12 protein-coding genes are annotated in these 17,667 nt (G+C 52.1%); 3 read left to right on the forward strand and 9 right to left on the reverse strand.

Annotation, left to right across the window (positions count from 1 at the left end):
* Nucleotides 1–340 precede the first annotated feature (340 nt).
* Nucleotides 341–1,612 carry an urea ABC transporter substrate-binding protein gene (urtA, locus tag ACX93W_RS18925; protein WP_459393942.1) on the reverse strand — a complete coding sequence of 424 codons (1,272 nt, stop codon included), beginning with the start codon at nucleotides 1,610–1,612 and terminating at the stop codon, nucleotides 341–343.
* A gap of 340 nt (nucleotides 1,613–1,952) precedes the next feature.
* Here urtA and ureA point away from each other — a divergent pair, with 340 nt between their 5' ends.
* Both ureA and ureC read left to right on the forward strand, forming a co-directional pair.
* Nucleotides 1,953–2,576 (forward strand): urease subunit gamma, encoded by a 624-nt coding sequence (ureA, locus tag ACX93W_RS18930; protein WP_459393943.1) that lies wholly within the window; start codon nucleotides 1,953–1,955, stop codon nucleotides 2,574–2,576.
* Nucleotides 2,573–4,285, forward strand: coding sequence for an urease subunit alpha (gene ureC, locus ACX93W_RS18935; protein ID WP_459393944.1), 1,713 nt, complete (start codon nucleotides 2,573–2,575; stop codon nucleotides 4,283–4,285). Before ureA ends, ureC begins: the two co-directional genes overlap by 4 nt.
* Before the next feature lie 381 nt (nucleotides 4,286–4,666).
* On the opposite strand, the gene ACX93W_RS18940 is transcribed toward ureC, so the two are convergent.
* From ACX93W_RS18940 to ACX93W_RS18960, 5 genes are all read right to left on the reverse strand, one after another.
* Nucleotides 4,667–4,861 carry a DUF5808 domain-containing protein gene (locus ACX93W_RS18940; protein WP_459393945.1) on the reverse strand — a complete coding sequence of 65 codons (195 nt, stop codon included), beginning with the start codon at nucleotides 4,859–4,861 and terminating at the stop codon, nucleotides 4,667–4,669.
* A gap of 32 nt (nucleotides 4,862–4,893) precedes the next feature.
* The gene (locus tag ACX93W_RS18945; RefSeq protein WP_459393946.1) at nucleotides 4,894–5,076 is read right to left on the reverse strand and encodes a type II toxin-antitoxin system antitoxin; all 183 of its coding nucleotides are present in this window, start codon (nucleotides 5,074–5,076) and stop codon (nucleotides 4,894–4,896) included.
* A gap of 12 nt (nucleotides 5,077–5,088) precedes the next feature.
* Complete coding sequence (locus tag ACX93W_RS18950) at nucleotides 5,089–5,964, reverse strand: SPFH domain-containing protein (protein WP_459393947.1); 876 nt, start codon at nucleotides 5,962–5,964, stop codon at nucleotides 5,089–5,091.
* A gap of 140 nt (nucleotides 5,965–6,104) precedes the next feature.
* Nucleotides 6,105–7,877 (reverse strand): dihydroxyacetone kinase subunit DhaK, encoded by a 1,773-nt coding sequence (dhaK, locus tag ACX93W_RS18955; RefSeq protein WP_459393948.1) that lies wholly within the window; start codon nucleotides 7,875–7,877, stop codon nucleotides 6,105–6,107.
* Nucleotides 7,877–9,016: a glycerol dehydrogenase gene (locus ACX93W_RS18960; RefSeq protein WP_459393949.1), complete on the reverse strand. Its 1,140-nt coding sequence runs from the start codon at nucleotides 9,014–9,016 to the stop codon at nucleotides 7,877–7,879. Before ACX93W_RS18960 ends, dhaK begins: the two co-directional genes overlap by 1 nt.
* A gap of 275 nt (nucleotides 9,017–9,291) precedes the next feature.
* On the opposite strand from ACX93W_RS18960, the gene ACX93W_RS18965 reads away from it, so the two are divergent.
* Nucleotides 9,292–10,329 (forward strand): PocR ligand-binding domain-containing protein, encoded by a 1,038-nt coding sequence (locus ACX93W_RS18965; protein ID WP_459393950.1) that lies wholly within the window; start codon nucleotides 9,292–9,294, stop codon nucleotides 10,327–10,329.
* Nucleotides 10,330–10,435: 106 nt separating this feature from the next.
* Here the strand turns inward: ACX93W_RS18965 and ACX93W_RS18970 are convergent, their stop codons facing one another.
* The 3 genes from ACX93W_RS18970 to mfd all read right to left on the reverse strand — a co-directional run bounded on the left by ACX93W_RS18970 (nucleotide 10,436) and on the right by mfd (nucleotide 17,587).
* On the reverse strand, nucleotides 10,436–11,569 hold the full coding sequence (locus ACX93W_RS18970; RefSeq protein ID WP_459393951.1) for a peptidylprolyl isomerase: 1,134 nt from the start codon (nucleotides 11,567–11,569) through the stop codon (nucleotides 10,436–10,438).
* Between the two features lie 162 nt (nucleotides 11,570–11,731).
* The gene (locus tag ACX93W_RS18975) at nucleotides 11,732–13,810 is read right to left on the reverse strand and encodes a serine hydrolase domain-containing protein (protein WP_459393952.1); all 2,079 of its coding nucleotides are present in this window, start codon (nucleotides 13,808–13,810) and stop codon (nucleotides 11,732–11,734) included.
* Between the two features lie 243 nt (nucleotides 13,811–14,053).
* A complete protein-coding gene (gene mfd / locus ACX93W_RS18980) occupies nucleotides 14,054–17,587 on the reverse strand; it encodes a transcription-repair coupling factor (protein ID WP_459393953.1) in 3,534 nt (1,177 codons plus the stop codon).
* Nucleotides 17,588–17,667 lie beyond the last annotated feature (80 nt).

Here is a 17,667-nt window from a genome sequence, read left to right on the forward strand (position 1 = left end):
TCAGTGCCAAGAAGATGGAATGAAGCTAGAAACTGAGTAGCGGAGCTTAGTGGAAGCTAAGTGAGCAACGGAAGTTTCGGCTGAATTCCATATTCGACGCCGGCCATGCCGCCAGGCATGTTCCGTAATGGAAGGCGGACTTTTTGAACAACCTCTTCAGATGAAAGTTCAAAAGGTCCGGTTTTCAGTGCCAAGAAGATGGAATGAAGCTAGAAACTGAGTAGCGGAGCTTAGTGGAAGCTAAGTGAGCAACGGAAGTTTCGGCTGAATTCCATATTCGACGCCGGCCATGCCGCCAGGCATGTTCTGCAATGGGAAGCGGACTTTTTGAACAACCTCTCTAGGGTTGGATGTTGGTTGCCCAGTCGTAGTTTGTAAGAAACGGATCCGGCTTAACGGCTTCTCCGGAATTCCACAGCTCCTTGAACTGGCCGTCGCTTTGCACCTCGCCGATCCGGACCGTTTTGTAAATATGCTGCGTCTCGCCATCAATCTTGACCTTGCCGCTTGGCGCATCCCATTCCAATTCCTTGGCAGCTTCTTTCACTTTATCCACGTCGGTGGAGCCTGCTTTCTCGACAGCCGCCGCCCACAAATAAACGGCGGTATATCCGGCTTCAATAGGGTCGGCCGTGACGCGGTCGGCACCGTATTTAGCCTTGTAGCTTTCGACGAAAGCCGGATTGGTCGGCGTTTCCGTCGTCTGGTAATAATTCCAGGAGGCCAGATGCCCCTCCAGCACCGACACGCCGATGCCGCGAATCTCTTCTTCCGCAACCGACACCGAGAGCGTCGTAATGTCCTGGGCAGAAATGCCGGCGTCCTTCAGCTGCTTGAAGAAGGCCACATTGCTGTCCCCATTAAGCGTGTTGAACACGATATCGGGGTCGGCAGCTTTGATTTTGCTAATAATCGTACTGTAATCGGTATGTCCAAGCGGGGTATATTCCTCGCCGACCAGCTCGCCACCCTCGGCTTTCAGCTGCTCCTTAATAATCAGATTGGCTGTACGAGGAAAAACGTAATCGGAGCCTAAGAGGTAAAACGTTTTGCCCCGGTTTTGAAGCAGCCATGTGACGGAAGGCACGATTTGCTGGTTGGTTGTTGCGCCCGTATAAAAAATGTTGGGAGATGACTCCAGTCCTTCATATTGAACCGGGTACCACAGAAGTCCGTTCAGCTCTTCGAATACGGGAAGCATCGCTTTACGGCTGGCAGACGTCCATCCTCCGAATACCGTCGCGACTTTGTCCTCCGATATGAGCTTGCGCGCCTTCTCTGCAAAAGTAGGCCAATCGGAAGCGCCGTCCTCCAGCACCGGCACGATTTTTTTGCCCAATACGCCGCCGGCCGCATTGATTTCTTCAATCGCCATCAGCTCGGAATCAATGACCGACATTTCACTGATCGCCATCGTGCCGCTCTGTGAATGAAGGATGCCCACCTTGATTTCACCGTCCGTATTGCCCGCTCCGCCGGTCTCGGATGAGGCATCGGGCGTCGCCGTTCCGCCGGAAGCTGGCTCAGCTCCTTTCCCGCCGCAGCCCGCAAGCGCAAGACATATTGCAATCATCACTAGACCCCACACGTTCAATAAGCCCTTCCTTTTCATCCAACCACTCCCCGTCTCTATTTTTACCGAACATTTCCATGGATTTAGTTTCCATCGTTCGTGGTTACAGTATATTCGCACATCTTTTTACATGTCAATATATATTACATAAAATGAAGATTTCGAACCATTCCATGATTCTTGCGTCACTTTTTTTAACTCATTATTGACATATAAATAAAGCTGGTGCTACAGTTGTGACATGAGATTTACAGGAATATCCTGTTTTTGGATGATTCATTGTTGAGCCAAGGGGTTTCCTGTCGAATGATGTTGATTTTTGTATATTGTATTCAAATTTCATTTTTCCCATCAGGGTCCCGAGAGGAGAGATTGCATCATGCATCTTACGTATCAGGAACGCGACAAGCTGCTGCTCTATGTAGCTGCAGACCTTGCCCAGAAGAGGCTGGCGAGGGGCGTAAAGCTTAATTATCCGGAGGCGGTTGCCCTCATTTCCGGTTATGTGATGGAGGGAGCGAGGGATGGCAAGTCCGTTGCTGCTCTAATGGAAGAAGCGCGTCATATTCTAACACCCGATCAGGTGATGGAAGGCATCTCTTCTCTGCTATCCGAGGTGCAGGTAGAAGCTACGTTTCCCGACGGCACCAAGCTGGTATCAGTGCATGATCCAATCGGAGACAACGGCGGGCTGGTCGCGGGCGAATATGATTTGCTGGAGGAGCCGATTCAGCTGGTGCCGGATCGCCCCCGCATTAATCGGGAGGTTACCAATACCGGAGACAGGCCGATTCAGGTCGGTTCCCATTTTCACTTTTACGAGAGCAACCCCGCGCTTTCATTCAACCGCGAAGGCACTCCCGGTTACCGGCTTGACATCCCCTCGGGATTGTCCATCCGGTTTGAGCCCGGCGAAACAAAAACCATCGATCTGGTTCAAATTGGCGGAAGCAAGGAGATTTATGGCTTTGCAGGCTTAACAAACGGGGAGGTCAAACCATGAGAAGTATTGATCGCGCAACCTATGCCAGCATGTACGGTCCAACGACGGGCGATCGCGTTCGTCTCGGAGATACCTCTCTCTGGATTGAAATCGAAAAGGACTACACCGTTTACGGTGATGAATGCGTCTTTGGAGGGGGCAAAGTCGTCCGGGACGGCATGGGGCAGCATCCACTGGCCACACGGGACGAAGGCGTATTGGACTTGGTTATTACGAATGCCATCATCATCGATACCTGGGGCATTGTAAAAGCGGATATTGGCGTCAAGGACGGCAAAATTGCCGGCATCGGCAAGGCGGGTAATCCCATGGTCATGGACGGGGTTACGCCAGGGATGATCATCGGGGTTGGAACCGAGGTTATTTCTGCCGAAAACATGATTATTACTGCCGGGGGAGTCGACTCCCATGTGCACTATATCAGTCCGCAGCAGGTCGAAATCGCCCTGCAGAGCGGCGTTACTACGTTTGTTGGAGGCGGCACCGGTCCCGCTACCGGCACACTTGCGACCAACTGCACCTCGGGCGTCTGGAATTTGCAAAGGATGCTGAAGGCGACCGATGCGTTGCCGATCAACATGGTGTTCCTGGGTCGAGGCAACAGCTCCCGGCCGGAAGCCTTGATCGAGCAGGTGGAGGCAGGGGCCGCCGGTCTCAAAATACATGAAGACTGGGGCAGCACGCCTTACGTCATCGACAAATGTATGGATGTGGCCGAAGGGTTGGATGTTCAAGTCAATATTCATACGGATACGCTTAATGAGGCGGGATTTGTAGAGGACAGCCTCCGCTCCTTCAAAAACCGCACGATTCATACCTACCATACGGAAGGGGCAGGCGGCGGACATGCGCCCGATCTGCTGCGCGTAGCCTCCATGCCAAACGTGCTGCCTTCCTCCACCAGCCCGACGATGCCTTACACCGTCAACACCATCGATGAGCATCTGGATATGCTGATGATCTGCCATCATCTCGACCCACGCATTCCCGAAGATGTGGCATTTGCCGCTTCCCGCATCCGTGCGGAAACGATCGGGGCGGAGGATATTCTGCATGATATTGGCGCAATCAGCATGACCAGCTCCGATTCGCAGGCGATGGGACGGGTTGGGGAAGTGGCAATCCGCACCTGGCAAACGGCCGACAAAATGAAGCAGCAGCGCGGCCCGCTTGGTCCGGATACACGCTCCGACAACTTCCGCGTCAAACGGTATATCGCCAAATATACCATCAACCCTGCCATCACCCATGGCATATCGAGCTATGTCGGTTCGATCGAGGTTGGCAAAATCGCCGATTTGGCGTTATGGAAACCAGCCTTTTTTGGGGCCAAGCCGGAAATGGTGCTGAAAAGCGGCTTTATTGTCCATGCGGGCATGGGAGATCCCAACGCCTCTATTTCAACGCCTCAGCCTTACATGTATCGGCCTATGTTCGGCAGTCTGGGAGGTGCACAAGCGGAGCTCAGCATCACTTTTGTATCCAAAGCATCGCTGGAGAGCGGCACGCTGGAGCCGCTTGGCTTGCGCAAACAGCTGTTGCCCGCATTCAACTGCCGCAATTTGACCAAATCGCAGATGGTGTTGAATGGTGAAATGCCCGACATTATGGTTGATCCCAAAACCTATGCCGTTACGGTCAACGGCGAACGCCTGACATCGGCACCGGTAGATTTTTTGCCGCTGGCTCAACGCTATTTCTTGACGTAACAAATAAAAACGGCAGCAGTCCATGACGAGGAAATAAATTCAAAAGTCATGAATGGCCGGGAACAACTGCCATTGGAAAAATTTTTCACATAGCGCCCTCTTCGCTTTAAAAAAGGGGCTGTCCGAAAAGCCGATCCGCGTATCTGATTCAATTAAAAACGCTAATGGACATCCGTGTCCGTTAGCGCTTATTTTTTAGCTTTTTGCGTTTGTAACGGACATTGATGTCCGTTACAGCGAAAATTATCCAATAATTACCCATTTTGGGGTTCTAACGGACAAGGATGTCCGTTAGCATTTCAAAATCTGCGTTTTACGCGTCTAACGGACTTCCGTGTCCGTTAGAGCGTTTGACTTTTTGGACAGCCCCCCTCTTGCTGTTTAATATCGGGAAGCAAAATACAAAGCAACCCCTGCTGCAACCAGGGCCACAAACAATATCCCTCGTTTGGTTGCCACTTGACCAAAATTCAGTGTATTGCCTATACCATATTTTTTGGGGACAACTACTCTAGGATCACTTTTGTCAAAGTAAATGCCGCCGGCTAGATACCACTGCTTGTTCTGATTTTTCACGGTTCATCTCTCCCGTCACGGTAGATCCCATGTTACTTATTATCAGTAGGGGGCGGGCCCGGCCTCTTTAATCTGCCTGCCTTGCCAAGCGCTTCTCTGAGCAAATATTCAATATGGCTGTTGACGCTGCGGAATTCGTCACCTGCCCATTGTTCCAGCGCCTTGTGAATCTCCGGGTCAAGACGCAATGGAAATGCTTTTTTTTCTTTGGCCATATCGGCTCATCCTCAGCTATACAGCGATCCTGTATTGATTACCGGCTGGGCCGCCCGATCAGACACAATAGAAACCATCAGGTTATTGATCATGGCCGCCTTCCGCTCCGCATCAAGCTCAATTCCAACGCCCTCCAGCTGCTTCAAAGCGGCATCTACCATGCCTACAGCGCCTTCTACAATTTTCTGGCGGGCCGATACGATGGCAATGGCCTGCTGCCGTTGCAGCATTGCGCTAGCAATTTCCGGCGCATACGCTAAATGAGTAATTCGGGTTTCACGCAGCTCCACGCCCGCTACATCCAGACGATCTTGCAATTCTTGCAGCAATTCTGCAGCCACTTCATCCGCATTGCCGCGAAGCGATGCTGTGGTTTCGTCTTCAAAGGTGTCATAGGGATATTTCGCTGCGATATGACGGATAGCTGTTTCACTTTGAATTTCTACAAAACGCTCATATTGATCCACATCAAACGTTGATTTTGCTGTATCTACCACTTTAAATACGATAACGGCGCCAATCTCAACCGGATTGCCTCCCGCATCGTTTACCTTCAGCTTCTGGCTATTGAAGTTCCGCACCTTCAGCGAAACGGTCGTTTTTACGGTAAGCGGCAATACCATCCACAACCCGCTTTGAGAAACCGTACCAACATAAGTGCCAAAAAACGTAATAACTTTGGCTTCGTTCGGCTGAACAATCGTCAACGATGAAGCAATAACCGCCGCCAGTCCTACCAGCACGGCGCCAATCACAATCATGGGAATCGAAGGGTTATCCGATACTTTCACTTCCGTACCAATTAAAGCCACACCGCCGATAATTGCGGCAAACCCTACCAACAGGGCCAAATAACCATTCATATGAAAAGCTCTTTTTTCATTCATGATGGATCAACTCCTATATCTTTATGATATTTTTATGATATCACTTTTTACAAATATAAGCAATGGAGTAAATAAAAAAAGCCTATCCTCCAAAAGTTAAGGAGAATAGACTTTTTTGATACTGCGGTGACCGTATGAATTTACTTCAGCGACTCCGACAGCTCGGTGAAAATAACCCCCAGCGCATAAGCGCCCGCATCGGGATGGCCAAGGCTGCGTTCGCCAACCGTTCCCGCGCGGCCCATGCGCGCCACTATTTCTTCTGTTTTTTTGGCGCCTTCTACGGCTGCCGCCGCGCCTTTGGCAAACGCGGTTTTCATATCCTGTCCCAAGCTTGCGCTCTCCGTCCAAGCGTCGGCGCAAGGCACAAGCGCGTCAATCAACGTCTTGTCTCCTACGACCGCGCCGCGCCCGAAGGAGCGTTCGCCCGTGGATTGAATGCCTTTGACCGCAGCTTGGATCATTTCGGCAAATTGAGACACATTCAGCTCCGTCTTATCGCCAGCGGACTTGCCCGCCGCACGGAACGCCGAACCCCAGATAGGACCGGATGCCCCGCCGCAATGCTCCATAATGACAAGAGAACATGCATCCAGAAAAGAAGCGATCGTCCCGTTCTCTTCGGTTACGATGTGATTCCATTCCCGCTTGAGCTGCCGGAAGCCTTTGGCCACGCTCATGCCGAAGTCGCCGTCGCCCGCATGGGAATCCAGCTCGCAAAACGGCACTTCGTTGCGGATAATGATCTCGCTCATTTTGTCTACCAGGTAGACCATATTATCGAGGGTCACGGTATTGCCCTCAATTACCGCAGCTTCCGGTGAAGTCTGTACGTCATAGGTGACAGCCGCCGCATCCTCTTGGGCTGGCGCCTCTATTGCTTCCGAATAGCCAACCGCTGCGGCTGGCGGGCCTGATATTTTGAACGCCGGCGTGTCGCTTTCCCGGAACAGCAGCTCCTTCAGCTCGTTATCCAGCTTCAGAATGGTCAAGGATGCTCCCGCCATATCGATGCTGGTCATATAGTTGCCGACAAATGTAACCACTACGGACAAACCCGAACGTTTCGCCAATTCGCGCTGAACCGAGTTGTTCAGCAAATACAGCTCCTGCAAAGGCGTTGCGCCAAAGCCGTTTACGAGAACGGCAATTTCCGCAGCATCCCCGCTTGCCAGCTTCAGATCGGCCAGCAACGATTCCGTCATACGCGCCGCGAGCGCATCCGCAGTCGCGATTTTTTCGCGGCGAATGCCCGGCTCGCCATGTATGCCCACGCCGTATTCCATCTCATCCTCGGCAATGACGAAGGTTGGCGTTCCTTTTGCCGGCACGGTGCAGGAGGTAAACGCAAACCCGATGCTGCGCACATTCTGCGCCGCCTTTTCCGCCGCCGCTTTGACATCGGCCAAGCTGCGGCCCTCTTCGGCGGCAGCTCCGGCGATCTTGTGAACCAGCACCGTACCTGCCACGCCGCGGCGGCCAACCGTGTACAGGCTGTCCTGAACGGCAATGTCGTCCTCGACCTTCACATACTGAACCTCGATACCGTCTTCTTCCGCAAGATGCGCCGCATTTTTAAAATTCATCATGTCGCCGCTATAGTTTTTGATAATAAGAAGCGTGCCTTTGCTGCTAGCCGTCGCTTTGATCGCCTGGTACACCTGAATTTGCGAAGGGGATGCAAAAACATCGCCGCATACGGCCGCATCCAGCATGCCTTTGCCGACATAGCCCGCATGGGCGGGTTCATGCCCGCTTCCGCCGCCGCTGATCAGGCTAACCTTATCGGAACGTATCTCTCTGCGCTTGATCACTTTATATTTTTTCAGAAACTCCAGCTCCGGGTGCGCAAGCGTAATCCCGTTGCACATCTCCATGACGACATTTTGGGCTTGATTGATGATTTTTTTCATCAGTTTGTACCCCGGCGGGCTTTGTAAGCACGGCCGATCCGATCAGCCGTAGCGATTGCACCCGCAACCTCGGCTACTGTAAACGGGAATGGCATCGCATGGATGGACTCTTCCGGAATACACGCCTTTTCCGCCACTTCCAATAGCTCCTCTTGCGTAATCGTTTCAACGCCAATGTCAGCAAGGCTAACCGGCAATCCAACGTCAAGGCAGAAGTCGAGCACTTCATTCAATTCTTCGGTTGGCGCATTTTCGAGCACAAGCTGAGCGATTGTGCCGAAAGCTACCTTTTCGCCGTGGAAATAATGATGCGTGCCTTCCAGGATCGTCAAGCCGTCGTGAATAGCGTGAGCCGCCGCCAGACCGCCGCTCTCAAAGCCAAGGCCGGACAACAAAATGTTCGTCTCGACGATGTTTTCCAGCGCCTGCGTGACCATATTGCTGTCGCTTGCGGCTTTTGCTTTTACGCCGTCGCGCAGCAGCATCTCGTAACACAGCTTGGCGAGCGCAAATGCCGCGTTTGTGCCAAACGCCGGAGGCGTAAGTCCTTCACGGGCCCCCATCGGCAAGCTTGCATTGACGCGGGAATAGGACTGGGATGTCGCTCTTGCTTCAAAATAAGTAGATAACGCATCGCCCATGCCGGATACGAGGAAACGTGTCGGCGCGTTGGCAATGACGGTTGTGTCGATCAGCACCACGCTAGGGCTTTGCTTGAAATAGGCATAGTCGTCGAATGCGCCGTCCGGCGTATACAATACGGCAGAATGGCTGGTCGGCGCATCTGTTGCCGCAATGGTAGGACAGATGATAAGCGCTTCGCCTTCCGCTACGCATTTGGCCGCGTCGATAGCTTTGCCGCCGCCAAGGCCAATCGTACAGGTGCATTTTTTATCGCGGGCGATTTCCTGCAAACGGGCAACCTCTTCACGGGAACACTCCCCTTTAAAACCGCTTTCAACAAATGTAATATTGAACGTCTCTGCTGTCGCATCGAGCTTTGCTTTTACGCGTTGAACGTCGTCAGGATGGGCAATGAGGAGAGCGGATTCGCCAAAGGAACGGACAAAGTAACCCAGATTCAGCAATTCATCCTCGCCTTGCACGTATTTCGTTGGGCTGATAAAGGCTTTTCTCATTTGTAAAACCTCCTAATTTTAATGGGGCATTTATTATCACTATATAACAGGTCTCTGGGGCAAGCAGTGGACTATGATAACAAATTATTATAATTTGCAATCGTAATTTTTTGCTTTTTGACTGAAACATGGTATCTTATTGTCATATGGTCCCCTTATTATGCACTCCCTTATAGATTACCCAGTGATTACCCAGTCATGCACTCATTTAATAATCGGCGCCCCAATCAAGAAATGGGACAAAACTTATGTTTGAAGCTTAGGAGGCAACCGGCATGTTCAGGGAATATTTGCAGCTAAATAAAATACTGGATCTGCAAAAGTGGAAACAACTGCAGGATTCGCTCGCCAGCGTCACCAAGCTGGCTATTCTCACCGTCGACTACAAAGGCAATCCCGTAACCAGCCACAGCAGCTGCCAAGCATTCTGCAATAGCGTGCGCAAGGACCCCGAGCTTCTCCCCTATTGTCAAAAATGCGATTCGCGGGGCGGTCTGGAAGCGGTTCGCCTTAATGAGCCTTATATTTATTTATGTCATTTCAATATTATCGATATTGCGATCCCCATTACGATTGACGGCAAATACATCGGAGCTGTCATGGCCGGCCAGGTCAAGCTGTCTGATCCCGATAAAGCCGGCGGCCTGGAGCAAATCGTCGTTTCCCAAAATGCGGAGCTGCACGAAACCAAGCTGGCGGAGCTGCAGGAGCCGTATGACCAGCTGCCCGTCATGACTTACGAGGAGATCGTTACCATCTCCAATATGCTGTCGCTGCTGTGCAACTATATCGTAGAAGAAGCGCTGGACAAAAATTTGCTGGTGGAGATGTTCGGCAAAACATCAGGTTCCGATCAGCAAGGCAAACTCAATCTTTCTGCCATTCTTCCCGGTTATTCCATTCGCAATATTGAATCCATCAAAAAAGAAATGACCAACGCCATCGCCGACGCCTATCTGAACAGCAGTCCGGAAGAGAGAGAAATCGCCAATCCGGTGCTTCAGCCCGCTCTTGATTACATTCACAGCCACAAGGGAGAACAAGTGACGCTTAAGCAAGCTGCGGAGTTATGTCACCTTAGCCCCAGCTATTTCAGCAGATTGTTTGCCAAGGAAACCGGCGAAAACTTCACAGTTTACCTGGCGCGTCTGAAAATCAAATGGGCCAAAAAGCTCCTGGAGGCAACCGACATGCCGATTTCGCAAATCAGCGACGAGCTTGGCTTTAATGAATCCGGCTACTTTATCAAAACGTTCAAAAAATACGAGGATATTACGCCTGCGATCTATCGCAAATACATGCAAAAGCAATAACCGTGACAACCGGAACAAGCTTCTCCATGAAAAAACACCCTGCGCCATCAGTCGAGAGTAAGCTTCTGCCTTCACTCGCTGCTTTTCGCAAGGTGTTTTGTATGTCTTATTCCGTTGTTGCGCCTTCTGTGCTTTCTGGTGAAGCAGTTGCATCCGCTTCTCCGGTTGCCTCTCCTTCGCCTTCGCCCGAAGGTTCGGCACTTGGAGATGGTTCCGGCAGAGTAACCTTCAGCTCTTGCTTCGGCATTTCATCGTTCATAAAGGCTTCCAGGTATTTATAAGCCGCCGCGTTTTTCACTTGCTCCTTTTGCTCATCCGTAATTTGGTCGTACGTTTTTTCTTCACGTTTGTCGACCTGAATGACGTGGTAACCAAAATCGGATTTCACCGGCTCGCCGATTGCGCCAATCTCTTGTTCAAATGCGGCGATTTTGAATGGTTCAACCCAGTTGCTGCCCTCTTTGTCCTTATAGAGACCGCCGTTATCCTTGGAACCCGGATCATCGGAATATTCCTTGGCAAGCGCCGTCCAGTCGCCTCCGGCTTTCAGCTTGTCCTTCACTTCATTGGCGCGGGCCAATGCTTCTTCATCGGTACGGATTTCTTTGGATTCGCCTGTTGTTTGATCCTTTTCCGTTGTCGCCACCAGAATATGGCGGACATCAGCAACGGCATAGTTCGCTGCAGCATCCTTAAATGCCGCGGCGATATCATCGTCCGTTACCAGGGAATTGACATAGGCTACGACAGCGGATTGCAGCAGCAGGAAGGTTGCCATATCCTCATCGCGGATATTTTTCTCCTTCACCTTTGCCGCAATGCTTTCGTCGGACTTCACGTATTCCTTGTAGTCCTTCAACTGCTCGTCCACTTCTTTGCGGGCGTTCTCCAATGCATCCTCCGATGCGCGGGAAGCCAGCACCTTATATGAAACATATTGCTCCACGATCATTTCCTGGAACTGTGGAATAGACAGAACTTGCTCGTAAGCGGGCTGAGTAATGCCGATGATCGCCAAGTATTTGTCCAGTTCCTTCTGCGTGACCTGGCCATCCTTGTAGGTTGCGACAACCTCGCCTCCAGCCACATCATTAAACTCAAGAGAATGCTTCCCGCCATTGGCGCTGTTGCTCTTTCCGTTGCCGCCGCCGCATGCGGCAAGCAGAGTCATTGCAAGCACGGCCGCAATAACAAGCATAACGCTTCTGCGCCATACCGGCTTGCCTGTTGTGTAAAACATGCTAAATCCCCTTTCAGAATATAAACTTGCTTACATTGTAGCAGAAATGATTCCACAAAAGCGAATTCGCTATCCCTGGCAAGAGTCAACGTTCCTATTTTGCCCAAATAAGGACAAAAAGCCCTCCCCAAACCTAGGGGGAAGGCTTCTTGAATCAGTCCATCAACGAATCGAAAGCTGGAAGAGGGCACCGGGGGCGCCAACAAAAACAAGCGATCCGCCAGCAGGAAGCTCTACGGCGCGTTCATCGTCAACCTGCGAGAAATACACGCAAACGCCAGCTTCGTCATACACCGCAAAGGAGCTTTGGGCCGGTAGATTGACGGTTAATGATTTCCCCGCTGCGGCTTCCGGAACCGTAAACCATCTGGCAAAACCATTTTCCAATATTGTCGCTTTGGATTTTTTGCCGGCATAGATATCGGAAACTGCGTCCTCATTCATATAAATAGCGCCTTGTGCGGTCACGTATTCGTTACCGTTCTCCGTATAGAATTGAAGCGGAGAGTGGTCGCGGCCGTTCATGCCGGGAATGCCGATATCGCTTCTGGAGCTGTTAGGACCCGTTATTTTTTGATCCATGATATAACCAGGGATTTCATCCAAAAGCTGAAGGGCCATGCCGGGGCCTTGCAGGTAGAGGGCGGATGTATACTTCTCATTGACGACATAGTAAGACTTGCCGTCACGTTCTCCCCATGCCGCAGCCGTCGCTTCGGATATCTCATTAGGACCAAGCTTCTCCAAAGCATAATGGGTCAGCGAGATTTGGCCAATGCCCGGGAGCTCCATATAATCGCTGGTCCACAGATAGACCTCTCCGTTTTCTTCCTCGACAAAACGCGCTTTCATTGTGCCGTCCGCGCTGATATAATCGCCGCTTTTGGTATAGATGTATTCGACCGTGCCTGCAGCCGGCAGGCTGGCGCTGGACAAGAGCAGCTTGCCCTCGGGAGTAAGCTCGACTTTGTACACCTGCGACGTCGCACCGTAAAAGCCGCTAAATTCAAGCTGCTCCTGCGGCAGCTTCGCCGCTTCCGGCTCGCCATGGGATTTAGGCGACGGCAGTTCTTTGATATCGCCGCGCTCCTTAAGCGCCTGCAGCAGAAGATCCGCGGCAAACACACCGTTATACGTACTGGCTCCGCCCGACGAAAGCACGGCAGCCGCCATCCCTTGCTCCGGCAGCACGATCAGCTGCGCATGATAGAACAAGGTGTCCCCGCCTTTGGAAAGTGCCTTGATTTCATAATCATCAAACGGGAACAGCTGAACAGCATCCCAGCCAAGGCCATAAGAGATCATATCAGCTCCGTCCTCCGGCCAAAGACCTCGTTTATATTCCTCTTCTCCCATCAAGGAAACGGATTTCTCCGACAAAATATCCCCTTCATAACCGGCAAACAATCCACCAAACAAGGCAAGCTCCTCAGCCGTGGAATATATGCCCCCGGTTCCGATGACATTAACGATCTCCAGCGGCATTTGGCTTTGTCTCATCGGCGTGTAGAGCGCTGCCATTTTTCCTTCTTCAAGTCCGTCGCCAGATGTTTGAGTCCGGGAAAGACCCATTGGTTCCGTAAAATAATGATGAATGAAGTCCGTAAAACTCATGCCGCTTACTTCTTCAACCAGCAATTCCGCCAGCGTAAAGCTGTCATTGCTGTATACGGAATATGCTCCTGGAGCAGCCTTTAGCTCCTGTTGCGCCAAAGACTCCAGAAAACGGTCATACGCATAGGAGTCATTGTCTCCAAATAGAAAAGAATTGCTCAATGTCGAGCCGTTCAGACCGGAGGAGTGGTTCAGCAGCATCCGCGGCGTGATTTGTTTGTAGCGGCTATCCTTCATCGTAAAGCGTGGCAGATAGTTGATCAACGGTTTATCCAGCTCCAGCTTGCCTTCGTCCACAAGCTTCATAACGGCGGCGGCGGTGTACACCTTGCTTACCGAACCGATGCCATAAACCGTCTCGTTCGTCAATGGGATTTGGCCTTGCTCGTCATTGATGCCGGCTTGTCCCGAAACAACAATCCGGCCTTGATCAAACAATGCATATTGCACGCTGTACACTCCGTAGCCGCCCGTCAGCACCGCCGCTTTTTCCTCAGCAGCTTTTTTGGTCGCTGCATAGGATAATCCGGCTTCCGTTTCCGTCGCGGCAGACACCGCAGCGGCGGGAATCAGCAATGCGACAGCCAGAACGGCTGCTACGGAGCTTTTGTACCATCTTTTCGCCATTTTTTCGCTCACCTCTTATATTGGAATACGAGAGACCCAAATTTCACCAGAAATCTCTCCTCCCCTTAAGCTTATCAGTTGACGCTACGTCATGGGCAAGCTTTTTTGGGGATTTTTAGGTGAAAAATAATCGACGAGGATGTTACAGTAGCCAAAACATGTCGCCATGCAGAAAAAAACCTCCCTAATCCTGCAGTTCAGGACCAGAGAGGTTGATGTGGTGAATCGTTTTGAACGTTCCAGCTAGGCTTGCGAGGTCGCGTTCTGAAGCTCCTGCTTCTCTGCCACGGCTTCGCGGTAGCCGTCCAGAAATTTCTCCGACAAATGCAGCTTTTGCTCCATGTTAAGCCCTTTGCCCCGCAGCATAATGGTCGGCGGAGATTCATGCTCGCTGCCTTGCTTGAAGCGGTTTTCGAATTTCAGGCAAAGGCCGTCTACCCGTTTGCGGGCCGTTTTGCCCGTAAGCGGCGCAGCCAGCTTGAAGATCAGATCGTCGCCTTTTCCGCTGACGGACTCGATGCCGCATAGGGAACCGAATATTTTGAGCCGGGCCACCGATAGAAGATTGCTGACCGCTTGCGGCAAGTCGCCGAATCTGTCGATCAATTCGTCGACCAGATCGTCGCTCTCCTCAAATGTGCGAACGGCCGCGACTTTTTTGTAGATTTCGATTTTTTGAATGCTGTCGTAAATATAATCGGAAGGCAGGTAAGCATCCACGCTGAGGTCGATCAGCGTCGTGACCGTCTTCTCCACAACAACCGGTTCGCCGGTCATCTCCGCCTTGCGTTTGCCGATTTCCTCGGCAAGCATCTGAGAATACATATCGAATCCGACGGATGCGATAAAGCCGTGCTGCTCCGCGCCCAGCAAATTGCCCGCTCCCCGAATGGCCAGGTCGCGCATCGCAATTTTGAAGCCGGAACCAAGCTCCGTAAACTCCTTGATGGATTGCAGACGCTTCTCCGCCACTTCCGTCAGCACCTTGTCCCGCTGATAGGTAAAGTAGGCATACGCGATCCGATTGGAACGGCCAACCCGTCCCCGCAGCTGATACAGCTGGGAAAGACCCATTTTGTCAGCGTCATGGACGATCAGCGTATTGACATTGGGAATATCAACCCCGGTTTCAATAATGCTGGTGCTCACCAGCACATCGGATTCGCCATCCAGGAAGTCCAGAATCGTCTTCTCCAGCTCCTGCTCCGACATCTGTCCGTGGCCCACCGTCACACGGGCATCCGGCACCAGCGCATTGATCGCTTCCGCCATCTGGTAGATTCCCTGAACGCGGTTATAGAGATAATAGACCTGTCCGCCGCGCGCAAGCTCGCGCTCGATCGCTTCCCGCACCAACGCCGGACTATATTCGACGACATAGGTTTGCACCGGAAACCGGTTCTCCGGCGGCGTCTCGATAACGGACAAATCCCGCACGCCCAGCATGGACATATGAAGCGTACGCGGAATCGGCGTCGCGGTCAGCGTCAGCACGTCCACGTTGTTTTTCAGCTTCTTCAGCTTTTCCTTGTGGGATACGCCAAAACGCTGCTCTTCGTCCACGATAAGCAAACCTAGCGATTTGAATATCATATCCTGCGACAGCAAACGATGTGTACCGATGACTACATCAACGGTACCGTTCTTCAGTCCCTTAATCGTTTCGTTCTGTTCCTTGCGGGAACGGAACCGGCTCATAACCTGCACATTGATGGGATATCCCGAAAAACGTTCGCGGAAAGTTTCGTAATGCTGCTGCGCCAGAATAGTGGTCGGAACGAGCACCGCTACCTGCTTGCTGTCCATTGCGGCTTTAAAAGCAGCCCGAACGGCTACTTCGGTTTTGCCGTAGCCTACATCGCCGCACAGCAGCCGGTCCATCGGCTGGGTTTTCTCCATGTCCTTCTTGATTTCTTCAATGGCCCGCAGCTGGTCCCGCGTCTCGTCGTAAGGGAACATGGCTTCAAATTCCTGCTGATAGCTGGTGTCCACGCCAAAGGCGTAACCCGGGGAAGACTGCCTCTGCGCATACAGCTTGATGAGATCTTCGGCAATATCCTGTACCGACGCCCTGGCTTTGCTTTTGGCTTTGGTCCATTCCGTGCCGCCAAGCTTGTTGACCTTGGGCTCCTTCTCCTCCGAGCCGACATATTTCTGAATCATGTCGATTTGCTCGATCGGCACCGACAGCTTGTCGCCGCCCGAATAAAGAATGTGCAGATAGTCGCGATGGATGCCGCCGATCTCCAACGTGCCGATGCCGACGTATTTGCCTATGCCGTGGTTATGGTGAACAACATAATCGCCGATTTTCAGCTCGGTATAGCTTTTGATCCGCTCCGCATTGTCCATCTTCCGGTCAACTCGGCGCTGCTTGCGCTGCTTCTGCGAAAACATCTCGCCTTCCGTAATGACCACCAGATGGGAGGAAGGCAGCTCAAAGCCTTGCTGCAGATTGCCCTCCAGCAGCTTGGGAGGTTCGATGCCGTAATCGTCCAGCACCCGTCTCATCCGGTCCATGCGCTCCGCATTGCCGGCCAGCATAATAACCGTGGCGCCGATCTTTTTCCAACGCTCCATTTCGGATTTCAGCACGTTCATTTGACCGTGGAAATTTTGCATGGTGCGGCTCGTCATATTCAGGATGTTCTGGGGCTGGGAATGAGGAATCTGCCTCAGGAACAAGGAAAGGAACAAGGTCGGGAATGGACGGTGATGCAATATCTCCTCCGTATCTCTGGCCAGCACAAAACCAGGCAGCGACTTTCCGTTCTGGAGCAAGTGGATAGCCCATTCCGCTTCGTCCCGTTCCAATTGTTTGGCTGTTTCCAGCAAGCGGGTTGGTTCGTCCAGAATAAGAAGCGTATCTTCCGGCATGTAGTCCATAATCGTTTGCCGCTCCGGATAGAGCAGCGAAATATATTTATAGATTTCAGGAAAATAAAAGCCTTCGCGCAGCTTCTCCAGCTCGCCGCCGATTTCGGTGCGAAGCCGTTCCTTGGCTGTCCGGTCCGTCATCTTGTCCAGCTGGCGCTCCAGCAGCCCGCCGCCTTGATCCGCCGCAGAAGACATTCTCGTACGGTCCGCAATAATCTCCTGACAAGGAGGAATAACGCATTCCTCCATCACATCGCTGGAGCGTTGCTCTGCGGGATCGAAGCCCCGAATGGAGTCGATTTCGTCGCCAAACCATTCCACACGGCAAGCCTGGTTCCAGGTCAGCGGGAAAAAGTCGATGATTCCGCCGCGCACGCTCATCTCGCCGCGCGATTCCACCCGGTCTGCGCGGACATAACCCAGCGCCGTCATCCGGCGAAGGAAGTCCTCCAGCGACAGGGTATCGCCTACCTTCACGGAAATTTGCGCTTCAGCCATTACTTGGCCGATGGGCAAATACCGGCGAACGCCGGAAAAAGGCACCACAATAATCCCGCGATAGCCGCGGGACAGCTTAATAAGCACGTCCATTCGCTGCGCCAGCGTCTCGGGACTCGAGATCGCCGCTTCCGCCGCCATCAGCTCATTCGCAGGATAAAGCAGCACTTTCTCGGGCGACAGGCATTCCTGCAAGTCCTCCGCTATCTTCTGGGCAGAGAACATATTATGCGTCACAACCAGCATCGGACGCTCCACCGCTTCCTCCAGCGCGGCAATCAATACCTGGCGGGAGGAGCCGGCGAGCCCGGATATCATCTGCTCTCGCATTCCTTTGCGGATTCCAGACAATATCGACTGGACATCGTTATCCGCTGCAAAGCTTTGAATTAGCGCTTTCAACGTTTGCGGCACCCCATTTCTATATGACAATCTCTACATACTAGCGTAGTCCCCGATCAACCTTGGGCCAACCGCACAAT

It is taken from the genome of Paenibacillus sp. CAU 1782 (assembly GCF_054551715.1).